This window comes from Acinetobacter sp. ANC 5600 (assembly GCF_002018395.1).
Classification (GTDB): Bacteria; Pseudomonadota; Gammaproteobacteria; order Pseudomonadales; family Moraxellaceae; genus Acinetobacter; species Acinetobacter amyesii.
In genome coordinates, this window is sequence record NZ_MVKW01000002.1 from 390,211 (window position 1) to 405,074 (window position 14,864).

Here is a 14,864-nt window from a genome sequence, read left to right on the forward strand (position 1 = left end):
ATGAGTCAACATCAAACACCTCTACTCGAGGTCAAGAATCTGACGCGTGAATTCCCTGCCGGTGAAAGCACAGTCCAGATTCTAAAAGGGGTGAATCTTGAGATTTACCCAGGTGAACTGGTAGCAATTGTAGGTCAGTCCGGTTCTGGTAAATCTACCCTCATGAACATTTTGGGGTGCCTTGATAAACCCACAAATGGCAGCTACAAAGTCAAAGGGCGCGAAACGCGTGAGCTTGAACCTGATGAATTAGCACAATTGCGCCGTGAATATTTTGGCTTTATTTTCCAGCGTTATCACTTACTCGGTGATTTGAATGCTGCAGGTAACGTTGAAGTTCCCGCAATCTATGCCGGTGCAGATGCAACCGAACGCAATGCACGTGCCAAGCAACTACTAACCGATCTTGGACTGGGTGAAAAAACCCAAAACCGTCCGAGCCAACTCTCGGGTGGTCAGCAACAACGTGTATCGATTGCGCGTGCCCTCATGAATGGTGGCGATGTTATTCTTGCCGATGAACCCACCGGTGCATTGGATAAGAATAGTGGTATTGAAGTGATGCGGATTTTGCGCGAACTCAATGCCAAAGGTCATACCATTATTTTGGTCACGCACGACCATAATGTTGCAAAAAATGCGACTCGAATTATTGAAATTTCTGACGGTAATATCATCTCAGATCAGCCCAATGTACCTGAAACAGATGATAAACCTTTAGAAAAGCAACAACTCGTTCCAAATACCCAGAAAAAAACCTCGAGCTGGCGCTCAGCCGTTGACCGTTTAGGTGAAGCATTCCGTATGGCGATCCTCGCCATGAATGCTCACCGTATGCGGACTTTTCTTACCATGCTTGGGATTATTATCGGTATTGCCTCGGTGGTATCCGTTGTGGCCTTGGGTAATGGTTCACAAAAGCAGATTTTAGAAAATATCAGCAGCTTGGGGACCAATACCATCACGGTGTATCAAGGTCGAGGCTTTGGTGATAATTCCAGATCCTCCCAAGTAAAAACATTGGTTCCAGCCGATGCGACGGCCCTTGCTGAGCAGCCTTATGTCGATGGCGTTAGTCCTTCGGTCAATTCATCTGTCACAGCACGTTTTAAAGACACAGAAGCGTCGACCACAGTGAATGGCGTGAGTGAAGATTTCTTCTATGTCAAAGGAATGAACTTCGCTTCGGGTCAACCTTTTGATAAAGAAAGTGTGACTGAGCAAGCGCAAGATGTGGTGATTGATAGTAATACTAAAAATACTTTCTTTGCCGATGGCACCAACCCTGTGGGGCAAGTGATATTATTAGGCAGTGTGCCAAGCCGTATCATTGGCGTGATCGAAGAACAAAAAAGCATGATGGGTAACTCAGATAGCCTGAATGTGTATTTGCCCTATTCAACGGTCATGAGTCGTATGCTAGGTCAGTCGAATGTGCGCAGCATTATTGTTCGAGTGAAAGATGAATACCCAAGTGCTGCTGCTGAAAACGCCATATTAAACTTGTTAGTGCAACGTCATGGCGCGCAAGATGTCTTTACACAAAACTCCGATAGTATCCGTGAAACCATTCAACAAACTACTCAAACGATGACCTTGTTAGTTTCTGCAATTGCGGTGATTTCATTGATCGTCGGTGGTATTGGGGTCATGAACATTATGTTGGTTTCTGTGACGGAGCGTACTCAAGAAATTGGTGTACGTATGGCTGTGGGTGCCCGTCAAAGTGACATTTTACAGCAGTTCCTGATTGAGGCGGTGTTGGTATGTATCTTAGGCGGGGTGCTTGGGGTTTTATTATCTTTAGGTATTGGACAATTGATTAGTCATTTTGCCGGTGGAACATTCCAAATGGCCTATTCAACGACGTCTATCGTAGCTGCATTTGTCTGCTCAAGTATGATTGGTATTGTGTTTGGCTTTATTCCTGCACGTAATGCCGCACAGCTTAACCCTGTCGATGCGCTTTCTCGCGAATAAGGAAATAATGATGCAAATGACCTTAAGTAAACTTGCAAGTGCCTTCATTCTCGGAAGTAGCTTAGTCGGCTGTGCCGCTGTGGTTAAGACGCCTTATGAAGCCCCTGCAACACAAATCCCGACGCAATTTCAAAATGCGAAAGCCATGAGTCAGCAAGTTCATGCAGATACTTATGCTGACCAATGGTGGACATTGTTTAATGATGCTCAATTAAACCAGTTGGTGAATCAAGTTTTAGCTGCCAATACAGACCTTGCTGTTGCAGGTATTAATTTACAGCAAGCTCGACTACAAGCAGGTTTAGCTGAAAATAAACAAGGGCCACGCGTGAGTTCAAGTGTCTCTACTGGACATAACTTTGACCTTAACTCAGGTGATGACTCATCAAAAGGTGTATCACTCAGTGGTGGCGTCAGTTATGAAGTAGATTTATTTGGTCGTTTGGCTAGCCAGACTGAGGCCGCAAAATGGGAAGCTTTAGCAACTGAACAAGACCTGCAAGCCACTGCCCAAAGTTTGATTGCGACAACAGCAAACTTATATTGGCAGCTTGGTTATTTAAATGAGCGCTACAGTATTGCGCAGCAAAACTTAGCCAGTACGCAAAAAACCTATGACTTAGTCAAAGTGCAATATAAAGCCGGCGCCGTTTCAGGTTTAGATCTAACCCAAGCGGAACAGTCGGTACAAAGTCAAAAAGCGACCTTAAGCCAAATTGCCCAACAAAAAGTGGAAACACGTACTGCATTGGCTGTGTTATTGCATCAACCTGTGCAACAACTGAATATTTCAGAGCCGCAGCGTTTACCTCGAATTGCATTACCGACGATTGCAGCGGGTTTACCAGCCGAGTTGTTGTCTCGCCGTCCAGATTTACAAGCGAGCGAATTAAGATTACGTAAAGCTTTGGCAAATAAAGATGCAACGAAAGCGAGTTATTACCCTTCGATTAGTTTGACTGGCAGTTTAGGCTCGAGTAGTACCTCTTTGAGTAATTTATTACAAAACCCTGCTTTGGCTTTGGGTGCAAGTTTAAGCTTACCTTTCTTGCAATATAACGATATGAAGAAAGACCTTGCGATTAGCGATTTAGATTATGAAAAATCTATTATTCAATATCGTCAGACCTTGTATCAGGCTTTTGCCGATGTGGAAAATGCGCTATCCAATCGTACTGAGTTAAGTCAACAAGTTGCTTTGCAAGAGCGTAATGTGCAGCTTGCAGAAAAGACTGAGCGTTTGACTGAAGTGCGTTATCGTAATGGTGCAATTGCGTTGAAAAACTTGCTTGATGCACAGGAGACCACACGTAATGCGCGACTGTCTTTGGTTCAAACCAAGCAGAGTCAATATAATGCTTATGTGACTTTAATGCAGGCGTTGGGTGGTAGTCCGATTAAGCAGTTGCCTTAAGTTCTTTATAAAAAGCCCGAAAGGGCTTTTTATTTATCCATCATTTTAAACATCGTAAATTCAAAATTATCTTTTGCGCTGATTTCCTCTGGGCGCTCTAAATCCATTTTGTTTTTTCGTACTACATCTTCATGCCAAACGGGCAATGGTTTGATATGCAATAAAATTCTTCGTGCAACAAAGTTACACACATCAAATGGATAAGCAAATAAAGCTGGAACCCAATTATAATGATAAATGATTCGAAATGATTTCCATGTATCTCTCCAACTTTCTTTTGCACCCACGACCTTTTGACAATAGGTTAGTTGGGTAAACGGATCGATGGTACCGTACATAGGATGCGGTTTGGGGTAAAGCTCCTCTGGTCCTTTCATCATAAAATGACAAATAAAAGTCCATAAACCTTGAGTACGAAATATTCCAATCATTGGAAAGCCAATCACAAAGGTATGTTTTAGGATGCCGTCTTCGATGATATGTGCCCGAAGCTCTCGTAATGGAATGCCAGACAACCCAAAACTACTGCCCATAATATAAACTACATCTGTCCATTTCTTTTCTATATATTCTTGATCATTAATATAGAAAAAAACTTTACCTGTTTTTCTATTAAAAAGAACAGGCTTACAAATAGGTTGTTTATGATCATATTTAAAGTAAGGACGTAGAAATGCAACACAAGGAAGTCCTATTACAAAAAGTACAGCTATAAGGAAAAAAAAAGCCTCTCCTACACTAGAATTATCAAGAAAAGAAAGAATACCAATGTAGTAAAATAAAAATAAAAATAATGGAAACATTGGAATTAATAAACTTATTCCTTTTCCTAACCTTGCATAAGATTGATCAATCAATTCGATATAATCATCATTCATGCTAACAAATGACCAATTATGATTACGTTTAGAATCATTTTCTGGTTTAAGTAGAACGTCTCCTTCATCTAACTGAGAAAAAGGAACATCCTGTTTAAATACATCATAACCAAAGTCATGATTTTTTATTTTACTTTTCATATTAATTGTATACCGACTTTAGGCCCAACATTTGTTGTTGAATAGTATCAAACCTAATTATACTTTGATCCGTTGATAATAAACATTTACGAATCCATTTTTGGATATCATTATCTTGGGCAAAATATGCAATTAAAGATAAAATAGACTTTTTCATTTCTTATCAGAATAATCCTCAGGATAAGGATCATCTTTAATAACTTTTCGATAATCGTAAATAGACTCTAAAATTAATTTCTCTGATGTATCTTCATGTCGTGCAGTAAATAGATATATTTCTTGAGGATTTTTAAAGCCATACAGATCAAAAACTTGTTCAGAGTTTTCACTGAGATATATTAACGAAGCTGCGGAACTTTTAATAATATACATAAATAAAAAGTAAAAATCGCAGAAAAGAATATTAAAAAATTTACTAGATCAAAATTTTGAGGGAGTACAATGGCTTTGTTGAACAAACCTATCTGTAAAGGCTTTTTCAGCGATATAATTTTCAAATGAAGAAACCTACACACAAAATCTACCGCACAACCAATTGGCCCGCATATAACCGAGCACTCATGAGTCGCGGAAATATTGCCCTTTGGTTTGATCCTGCTACGCAATGGTATGCGCCATCAAAAGGCAAACAAGGGCGAAATCAAACCTACTCCGACGCAGCCATCCAATGCTGCTTAATAATTAAATCCTTATTTCGTCTGTCTTTACGTATGGTTACTGGCTTTATGCAAAGTCTGATTAAAATTTGCGGATTAAATTGGATAGCTCCAGATTACACCACGCTTTGTAGAAGACAAAAGCATATTGATATTGTAATCAGCTAACAAAAAAGTAGCGATGGGCTGCATTTACTCATGGAGTCTACAGGCATGAAGTTTCGAGGTGAGAGCGAATGGAAGCGCAAGAAACATGGACCTGAATATCGTCGCCAATGGCGTAAACTTCATATTGGTATAGATGCTAAAACCCTACAAATACGAGCAGTTCAGCTTACAAACAATAATGTCAGTGATTCACAGGTGCTTGGTGATTTACTTAATCAGATTCCACAAGATGAGCGGATTGACTCTGTTTATACTGATGGAGCTTATGACACCAAGCAATGCCGTCAGGTCATTGCAGATCGGCAAGAGGATGCGGTGATTCCACCTAGAAAAAATGCGAAACCATGGAAAGATACAAAGAGTAGCTCGCTAGAGGGAATGAATTATTTCGAACAATTAAACGTTTAGGCCGGACACTATGGAAAAAATGGTCAGGCTATCATCGGCGAAGTTTGGTTGAAACTAAGATGCATTGCATTAAATTATTAGGAGATAAACTCTGTGCAAGGAGTTTTGATAGCCAAGTGAATGAGATCCATGCACGTGGAGCAGTCCTTAACAGATTTACGGAATTAGGTCGACCACTTACCCAAGTTACGCCTTAAATTTGGCTCAATTAGGGGGGGCTTTGTATTTCAAATCTTTGTGCAACAAAGCCTTTTAAAAGTAACTGTAGGTCAAATTTATGTCTTTTGTGCAGTTAATCGGTTCCTTTATGCTTTTAAAACCGTCACACCAAGCGTTTATGTTATTAGTATTATTTTTTAGTGAACCAAGTAAAAAACATAAAAAATAGCCCTCCTATTATTCCTATACCAATGCAAGTAATGAAATATAATATTATCAAATGTGTTTCCATAATTTTATCATTAATAACATCAATCAACATCCCCAAGAGGAAAGCTGATATACCTAAAACTATTCCCTTTATGAAACCTGCTAGATAAGGATAATTTTCAGATTCATAATTGGATATAAAAAATGATAAAATTACTTCAACTAGAATTGTTAACATTTTATTTATCCTGCTTCTTATCATCAGAGGTGCTACTATTAATTGCTCTAGATGATGTTTGTTGTAATGCAAATTGATTTGCCCAAATTACTAATCCACCAGTATTTTTTCCAGCAATGGCTGTAGGCACACCCGTTGTACCAACAAATGGAACTTTAGCTGTTTGTGCCATCGCCCCCCCCCAAGCTCCAAAAGCAGCTCCCGTACCTACGGCAACTAAAGATCTAGATCCATCCCATTGTAAACATTTACATTTATACATATCTTTTGCTTGTAAACTACTATCCACCAGTACACTACCACCAGTTGTTTTTACCACAGCCTGTCCCACTGGCGTTGCCGATATATTTTTCGCATTTTGTAAAGCCGTTTTCGATAAACTCGGTATACTTTTTATTCCTTCTCGACCTACTTTTAAAACCACTGGTGCTGCCTCTTTTCCACCTACAATAGCATAAGGGGCATAACCCGCTACGGCTACAGCTCCTAGGTTATTATTTCTCATAGCACCTTGAGCCTTTAAATCCTGAGCGAGTTGCGGATCTTTAGCCAAAGGTGACATAGTATTTGGAAGTAATTTTGCTAATACTCCACCGTTACTGCTACCTCTACTATTATTGATTACAGGAAAATCATTTCTTTGACTTTCTGTAGGACTTACAGCAGGCGTATTTGCTCTTAAAACCCTCCCTTTTTCCGCATCACTTTGTATTAATTCTAGTTGGGTTTTATTATTTGGATTATTTCTAGATTGTTGCACCATATTCTTAATTTGATTGTTGCTTTCCTCGCTGGCAGAATCAGTTAACCAAAATAATCCATTATCTTTCCCACCCATCAACCCCATCGGATCTACCCACTGATTCGGATCACTTACATAAGCTAAATTATTAAGTCCGCCAGCTAGTCCAATCGGATCTTTACTCACATACCTTGCACTATGCGGCTCATAATAACGGTAACGGTTATAATGTAAGCCAGTCTCTCCATCATAATATTGCCCTTGGAAGCGAAGATTGCTTTGCTCAAGTAAATTATGAGAAGCCTTTATTTCTAAAGCGTCACCCCATACATTCTGCTTAATTTCCCAAATACATTCACCTCGCTCATTACTAAGCGTTTGTGGTGTACCAACTTGGTCACAGTGATAAAAAAGCACCCGCTCCAATTCAGCTTTATTTTTTCGTGTTTCCGTTTTCCATAGCGGATCTTTATAAACCGAATAATCTTCATGCTGAAATTGAGCATAGTCAGGGGTTTCTAAAAGCTTGATAAAACCTGTATAGCCCGTTTGCAGCAGCGGTACAAAACTCTGCGGTTCATAGACATAATGTTTGGTGTAGTTTTCTTCAAAGTCATTAGATTGTTGTGACTCCCAAATCATCAAGTCACCGTCCCAGCCAAATAAGGTCAGGGTTTGCGCATTTTGATTTTTCTTGTATAAACGCCGTCCAAATACATCATACCCATATTCAGTCACTTGACCATTATGATCACTGCGAATCAAACGGTTCAGGTTATCCCACGTCAGTTTTAATGTTTTACCTGCATGGTTAGTTTCAACCACATTACCTTGTGCATCGTATTTATAATTTTTGCCTTTATATTGCGATATCAAATTACTTTTCACTTGAGATGTTTGCGTGGCAATTGGGTCAATCAAATTTCCTGCTGGGTCAAAAGCAAAGTTTTCTGTTTGATGTAGGCTTTTACTCTGTGTTAAACGGCCAATGGCATCATACTGATACGTCAGCTTACCTAATCGGCTGTCATTTACTTGGGTGAGCAAATAATTTTGATCATATTGATAATGTCGTTCCGCCTGATGCTGTACTCGCCCTAAAGTCTCTTGCTCTGGCTGAATCAGCTGCGAACTGAGTAAACCCACATCATTATAATTTTTGGTTTGAACCAATCCATTGGCGAGCATCCGCGCAGTTTCACGGTGTAAATCATCGCGCTGAAATGCCACCATGTCTTGTTGGTTAAAGGCGATGCCATAGATATGCCCGGAACCATAATTCAAATTAGTTTGCACTTGTCCATCGGGGCGGATGGTTTTTGTTAAATTACCTAACTCATCATACTCATAACGCAGTACTGCAGTCAGCGGCTTTAAATTTGGCACCTTGTAGTGCTGATGTTCACGTACCAATTGGCCAAGCGGATTGCGATAAAAATCGATTTGACTGTCTTTATTCGTCGCCTTGCTCAACTGATGATTCAGGTTGTATTCAAATTCTTCTGTTTGGCTTACACGTGTTTGCACATGGGTATAAGTTTTCGAAGCGATTGCGCCATCTGCAAAATATGCAAATTGAGTAAACACATTCGGCTGACGGATTTGGAACAGCTGACCGTTTTCATTGTAGCTATAGTGCTTTTCTTCGCCATCAAAGGCTTGTTCACGCGCCAATTGACCATAACGGTTATATTCAAATAAATATTCTGCATGATTTTGATTGATCAGCTTTTGAATACGGCCTTGCTGATCCCATTGGTAGCCAATTTGATGACGGTTCGCATCTATACGCTGTTCGAGCAAACCCGCAGCATTATAACGGTACTGCGTACTTAAACCTTTGGTATCCGTATGCTTGAGCAAGCGCCCTTCTTCATCATGCTCAAATTGTTCTTTTAAACCATCAGGATAAACAATTGCTTTAAGCTGACCTTTGTCTTTACCTTCTGAGCTGTAGATATATTTGACTTGCTGCGCATCAGCAGACTGCTTGGCCGTCAGTGCGCCTTCTTCATCGTATTCCCATGCGCTTTCTTTACCTGAACAATCGCTATATGCGGTCATTTGCCCCAAATCATTGTATTGAATTTTTTTAGCGCCGCCTTTGGCATCAATGATTTCGACAATTTGATTATCGTTGTTGTATTTATATTGCGTGCTATGACCTAAAGGATTAATTTCCTTCGTTACATTACCGTCTGCATCGTATTCTTTTTTCCAAATATGACCTTCTGGATCTTTAGTTTCCGTCAAATTTCCTGCTTCATCATAGGCAAAACGGATGATGCCGCCATTCGGCTGTACAATTTTAATCAGCTGATCTTGCTCGTTATAAACTTGTTCGGTTTCTAGGCCTGCAAAATCAATTTGACGGGTAATGCGTTTTTGACTGTCACGCGATAGCCATTTTTCACGGCCATCGGCTAAGCGTGTGCGATAGGTAAAACCATCTAAGTCAAAATAGTAATAGGTCGGCACATCATAAGCATCATATACAGCAACTTGGCGCAGTCGTGGATGCCACTCCAAACGGGTCTTAAAGCTGCCGTCATCTGCCCATTCTGCTATGGCTTTGGCATTCGCTTCTTTGGATTCATAACGAATATTTTGCCCACGCCCTGTACGGTCGGTATAACGGGTTAGCTGATGCGCATCATTATATTCATAGCTGCGCACGTGACCATTTTGATCTACAGCCTTAATTAAATTGCCTTGCGTATCATATTCATAACGTGACACTGGCTCTGCCTGTTCATCCACAAAAGCAGCGATAACTTTTACTTGATCATTAAAGGCAAACTTGAGCTGGTGTTTAGCTTTCTTCAATTGAAAATCAATACTTTGCAGATAAGCCTGCTGTTCAAATAGTAAATAACTTAAAGCAACTTTTTCATCTGTTTCTTCATTGAATTGCTGAATCAACTGATAGTGTTTTCCGCCATTAAAGCTGTGAAAATGGAAACTCCACGCTGAACCAAAGTTTAGTAGCAAATCTTCATTTTCTAAAGGTTCTACCGTAAAGCCTTCATAAGGCACCGTGTATGCTTCATAGGTAATTGAATCTGGTAGCTGATGCTTGCGCCCATTACTATCAATAAACAAATAGCCGTTTCTATTTTGGATGATGACATTCGAAAAAGGCATCATCCAACGCGCGCCCATCATGCTGCCATCAAACTCATGCATTTGCGAATTATATTGACGGCTAAAGCTAAAACCCACTTTAGGTAAATTAAAATCGGTGTGATTGACCCGTTCAGCACCTATAGCATAACTAATACTGTTATCAGTTGCTGAATCACTAGGTGTAGCATCCTCATTTGGAATCGAACAAGTCGAATCATTCAATGCGTCAGCCTGTAAAGCTAAAAACTCTAAAGTATCGCCCGTCGTATGCTGCTCATGCTCGCCAGTTTGATTAATCGGCACACTGGCATTGGCTTTGTTACCTTGAGTTTTAATGGCTTTTAAGGTTTCTTGAATTAGCCATGCCAAACTGTATTTTAGACTTGCGTTAGCTTGACGTTGAATTTCATTTGGAAATGAACTCAATGCCTGAGTTGCTTGAGTTTGTAGCAGCGTGCCTGTTTGTTCTTTCCTTATTTTAGGTAGCATATTGGCAAGTGCGCTGGTTTTACTTAAATCAATCAGCGGTTTTGCCCAATTGCTAAATTGTTCTGCCGGATCTCGTTTTTCAGCACTTGCACCAAAGCTAATAGTCGGTGAAACCAGCCCCGACTGAATAGGTGCTGCAAAAGTGTTTAATATTGATGTTCCTAAATTTGTCGCACCTGAAAGCAGGCTAGGTAGTTTGGCCTGTGTTTCAGTCAGAAACTTTTCTAAATCCCCTGCAATCTGTGCATTCAGATGCAAAGACATACGGCGAAGATCGGCCTCTTGAATTTTGCCATTTTCTGGATAGAGCTTTTCAGCCATTAGCCCCAACAAAGGACGCAATGCCATACGCACATGCGCTTCAGCTTTAGGTTCTAAATACAAACCTATTAGGTTCATACTCAGCACTGCTATTTTTTGTACAGCGGCATCACCTTGTTCTGGATCGGTTGCAAATAATAGTAAGTCCAACACTGCACCTGAAAGTGCAAAAATATTGGCTACAGTAGGGACATTTGCTTTGGCTTTTAACTGCTCTAAACTTGTATTACCACACGCTTTTAAATAATCCTGAATTTGATGTGCAATAAACTTATGATCTTCAGTATGCGTCACACTCTCTAAGTTAAAAATCGCCAGTTCAACTGCTGGCTTAGTTGTTGTCTGTTGTTCTTGTTGAACATTTTGCTCAGTTGTCATGTAAAAACCTATTACTCAAATTCTAAATATTTAAAACTGTGTTTGACGCTAGCTTTAGCAAATGCTAACCATTGTTCTTTTTCGGTCGTGTGGTTTCACTGTAAGTGAGGTAAGGACTTGAATATTGTTTCCGGTCCACCCAATCATCATCACTAGCAAGGACAGGTATCGCTTTTTCTGGTGCAGCTTCCGCTACTTTTATTTCAGGCACTTTAGGCACCGCGACTGGTGCAGCTGTCACATTCGCGGGCGTTGCAGAGCCTTCTCGAATGGTTTCTGTATAGGTCAATGCGCGTGTGGAATAAGAAATTTTACGGCCCACAATGTCCTTATCAATGGTTGCTTGTGAGTTCTGAACTGCGGCAGCAGTTGACCCAGAAACGATGCCGTTACTCATTCCACTTCCACCTAATACGCTGGATAAGCCTTGTGCACCCTGACCCAAACTTGCCATTTGTGAAGCAGAAAGTCCCAAGTTGAGTTTCGATGAAATTGCAGATAGTGCGGAATTGGTGACTTGGTCTTTAAATTGATTTAATGCCTGTCCACCAACATCTTTTAATGCATTTTTTCCTATATTTTTTAAAGAATCGGCATTTAAATTAAAGAGATTATCTTTTAACTGTGATGTTAAATTTTGCCCCAACGAACCCAATGTATTTTGTAAAAAGTCCGAAGCGCCTGGTACCACTTTTTCCGCCCAATCATAGTTGCGATTAAAGTGACTAGACTGATCCCACGCACTGCGTGGATCTTTATCAAACTCCACTTTCGCGGGTCCCGGTGCAATACCCGTTACTTGAGCAAAGCCATTGCCGTCTAATTTTCCTGTAACTTGCTTGCCCAAAGCATCAATCACTTTAAATCCAGTTCCGCTAAAGAAATCTTGACCACCATAGCTCTTAAGCAGTTCTAAGGCCCCTTTCATCGGATTAGAAGCAGGAAGTTGTGCAGACTTGCTAGCACTCGATGCTGGTTTAAATAGATGCTGCCCTGCATTTACTTCAAATTTACCGCCTGTCTTAGCAAGAATTCCCGAGCCATTTAAAGTAATTTGAGAAGAAGCTCCTGTGATCACAATCTCTTTCGGACTGCTAATCTCTATTTTGTCCTCAGTAGAAGAAATCGTAATTCCTTTTTTTGCCAAAATATCCAAAGCATCAGACTGTGCCTGAATTTCGACTTTACTTTGCGCTGCTATTGCTTTAATACCACCTTGAGCTGCAAATAAGCTAACCTTACCTAAAGCTTGTCCCACAATATTTTTTTGCGTACTCAGGTTAATGCTATCACCGGCAATTTGGTTGATCATGCCTGTTGCTGATAAATGAATATCCTCTGGTGTACTCAGTGCAATACCATCCACTGAGTTAAGTAAAAGAATGGCTTTTTTAAATTTAGCGATATCTTTTTCTATTTCACTGGCAAAAGCTTTGAGCTGTTCAACAGATTCAATTTCATCTGTTTTTTGTTGCTTTGCAATATCACTTAAAGACTTACTATTACTATGACTCGTCTCCAGCTGTGTTCTTGCAATCTCTGCATCTAAATGTTCACCATTGGCCTTTTCCTGTTTATAAGTCGACACCAATAAACCTTGTCCAGCTCGTACTGCCCCCCATTGATCGGTCCGCAGCTCAAAACCTTCACCCCGATCTTCACTTTCTGCTTTATCTTTTGGATGACTGAGCTTACCGAGGTTCAGTTGGCTCGCACCATGGCTACTTTGCAACTGCGTACTAATTTGTCCCGTGGTGTCATCAAAGCGTAATTGACCAAATCCCTCTCCCGCCACTTCTTTAGAACGAATTCCCGCGAGTTTTTTGGTATCGGGTAATTGTCCTTTATTGTCAAATTTAGTGGGACTACGCTGCGCTTCATGAATACGACCCACGACAAAAGGTCGGTCAATGTTGCCATCAAAGAAATCAACGACGACTATTTCACCAATTCGAGGTAAGAAGCGTGCGCCATAACCTTCGCCGGCCCAAGGCGTCAGTACATCAACCCAAGCCGAGTCAGTATCGTTGTTATTGGCACCTGCACCTCCATCATGGCCATGATCATCAGAACGGGTAAACAGAAAACGAACTTTTATCCGCCCCCATTCATCAACATGGATTTCTTCACCGGCAGGCCCCACAACTTTGGCACGCTGCGGATGTGTTACTGGTCGATGTGTAAGTGGATTAAATTCAGGAACGGTCGTAATATTTCGACGTTGCAAAGCCAAGGTATTGGCTTGGCGTTCATCCGCATCGCTTTGTTTGACTTGCCACTGACTTTGATGGATCAGTTGTGTAACTTGATCGGTTAAGTCTTTGGGTAAATTATTTTGATTATAAAAAGACTTAGATAAAATCAAAAATTCTTGATCGGCACCACGATGCTGGTCAATCTCTGGATGCTCATCCAATTTGAACCAATAACCAACTTGCGTATCACGTACGGTACTTTTAGCAATAAATTGTTTGGCTTGAGCTGCATAATAATCACTAAAATTTTGATTGAGACGTTCTACTTGAGCACTATTAGAAGCTGTTGCAGCATCTTCACCATTCAGATCTTGCGTCCATGCAGGGCTCACATGCCATGCCTGCTCTAAGCTTAAGCTCGCATTATCTTGATTTTGACTATGTAGGTGCTTGCTTTGTACTGCACCACCCCCCTCGTCCTGTTCAAGCACATCCGCCTGCCACCGCTGCACATGTACCGACGTCGGCTGCAGACTGCGCTGACCGATAAAACTGGTCATACTGTCATTTTTTTCAGTCGCACTACTGCGATGAAAACGGATATTACGTCGCTCCAAAGCTTGATATTGACTATTATCATCAATCAAACGTAGCTTTTGGGCTGCGATGGGTGCCGCAGACGATGTTACAAAAGATTGAGCTTCATCAACCAACCAATGAATGCCTTCACTGCGTAGTAAGCGAGTAATAAAATCATAGTCGGTTTCATTACTTTGCATCATGAATGGTCGAACGTCATACTCTTTTTTTAAGCCACTTAAGTCCAAACTTAAGCTCGCTGCAAAAAGTGGGCTCTTTTTTTGCCATTCCTTAAAAATAATCTCGACCACATCTTTGACCGATTTATTCATAAACACGCGGCTATTACGACGCTTATGCCACAATGCCGTTGCATCTTCTAAGGTCAACTTATATAGCGTTAATGCACCATCACTTTGGCCTTGAAATGCTTCTGTAATGATCCCGGTAATACGAAAAAGTTGACCCGCATCGGTTACCTGATCGATTGCGACTTGTGTACCAATAAATTGTTTCAGTTCGAGCGTGGCAGAAGTTGAGAGACAGATGAGCTGAACATTCAAACCTTCACTTAAGGCATGTTCCCCATCAATACGTTGCAAGAATACTTGTTCATTCAGCGTGGTATTGGAAAATTGAATATGCAAGGCACGTTTTTGTGGACTAATGCCCAATTTCTCAAGTGCAGAATAAATATTGTTCAGCATCGTTATTATCTAAAATCAGATTTTTATAAAATATGCGGGGTATTTAATCAAAAAAACTCATATTTTTCTAGGCAT

6 protein-coding genes and 1 pseudogene are annotated in these 14,864 nt (G+C 40.7%); 3 read left to right on the plus strand and 4 right to left on the minus strand.

The genetic code is table 11. From position 1 onward, the window contains the following. Nucleotides 1–1,980 carry a MacB family efflux pump subunit gene (locus B1201_RS05715; RefSeq protein ID WP_078192678.1) on the plus strand — a complete coding sequence of 660 codons (1,980 nt, stop codon included), beginning with the start codon at nucleotides 1–3 and terminating at the stop codon, nucleotides 1,978–1,980. A gap of 10 nt (nucleotides 1,981–1,990) precedes the next feature. Continuing rightward, the gene (locus tag B1201_RS05720; RefSeq protein WP_078192679.1) at nucleotides 1,991–3,394 is read left to right on the plus strand and encodes an efflux transporter outer membrane subunit; all 1,404 of its coding nucleotides are present in this window, start codon (nucleotides 1,991–1,993) and stop codon (nucleotides 3,392–3,394) included. Between the two features lie 29 nt (nucleotides 3,395–3,423). On the opposite strand, the gene B1201_RS05725 is transcribed toward B1201_RS05720, so the two are convergent. Further along, a complete protein-coding gene (locus B1201_RS05725; protein WP_078192680.1) occupies nucleotides 3,424–4,413 on the minus strand; it encodes a hypothetical protein in 990 nt (329 codons plus the stop codon). A gap of 497 nt (nucleotides 4,414–4,910) precedes the next feature. On the opposite strand from B1201_RS05725, the pseudogene B1201_RS05735 reads away from it, so the two are divergent. After that, a pseudogene (locus tag B1201_RS05735) lies at nucleotides 4,911–5,842 on the plus strand (IS5 family transposase). Between the two features lie 152 nt (nucleotides 5,843–5,994). On the opposite strand, the gene B1201_RS05740 reads toward B1201_RS05735, so the two are convergent. The 3 genes from B1201_RS05740 to B1201_RS05750 all read right to left on the minus strand — a co-directional run bounded on the left by B1201_RS05740 (nucleotide 5,995) and on the right by B1201_RS05750 (nucleotide 14,789). After that, a complete protein-coding gene (locus tag B1201_RS05740; protein ID WP_078192682.1) occupies nucleotides 5,995–6,252 on the minus strand; it encodes a hypothetical protein in 258 nt (85 codons plus the stop codon). 1 nt (nucleotide 6,253) lies between these two features. Continuing rightward, nucleotides 6,254–11,308 carry an RHS repeat-associated core domain-containing protein gene (locus B1201_RS05745; RefSeq protein WP_078192683.1) on the minus strand — a complete coding sequence of 1,685 codons (5,055 nt, stop codon included), beginning with the start codon at nucleotides 11,306–11,308 and terminating at the stop codon, nucleotides 6,254–6,256. Nucleotides 11,309–11,372: 64 nt separating this feature from the next. After that, nucleotides 11,373–14,789: a type VI secretion system Vgr family protein gene (locus B1201_RS05750; protein WP_078192684.1), complete on the minus strand. Its 3,417-nt coding sequence runs from the start codon at nucleotides 14,787–14,789 to the stop codon at nucleotides 11,373–11,375. Between the last annotated feature and the right edge of the window lie 75 nt (nucleotides 14,790–14,864).

Excerpts from the sequence above, each read along its gene's own strand:
- B1201_RS05715 (WP_078192678.1), top strand. The coding sequence starts at position 1 with ATGAGTCAACATCAAACACCTCTACTCGAGGTCAAGAATCTGACGCGT.
- B1201_RS05720 (WP_078192679.1), top strand. The coding sequence starts at position 1,991 with ATGCAAATGACCTTAAGTAAACTTGCAAGTGCCTTCATTCTCGGAAGT.
- B1201_RS05725 (WP_078192680.1), bottom strand. The coding sequence starts at position 4,413 with ATGAAAAGTAAAATAAAAAATCATGACTTTGGTTATGATGTATTTAAA.
- B1201_RS05740 (WP_078192682.1), bottom strand. The coding sequence starts at position 6,252 with ATGTTAACAATTCTAGTTGAAGTAATTTTATCATTTTTTATATCCAAT.
- B1201_RS05745 (WP_078192683.1), bottom strand. The coding sequence starts at position 11,308 with ATGACAACTGAGCAAAATGTTCAACAAGAACAACAGACAACAACTAAG.
- B1201_RS05750 (WP_078192684.1), bottom strand. The coding sequence starts at position 14,789 with ATGCTGAACAATATTTATTCTGCACTTGAGAAATTGGGCATTAGTCCA.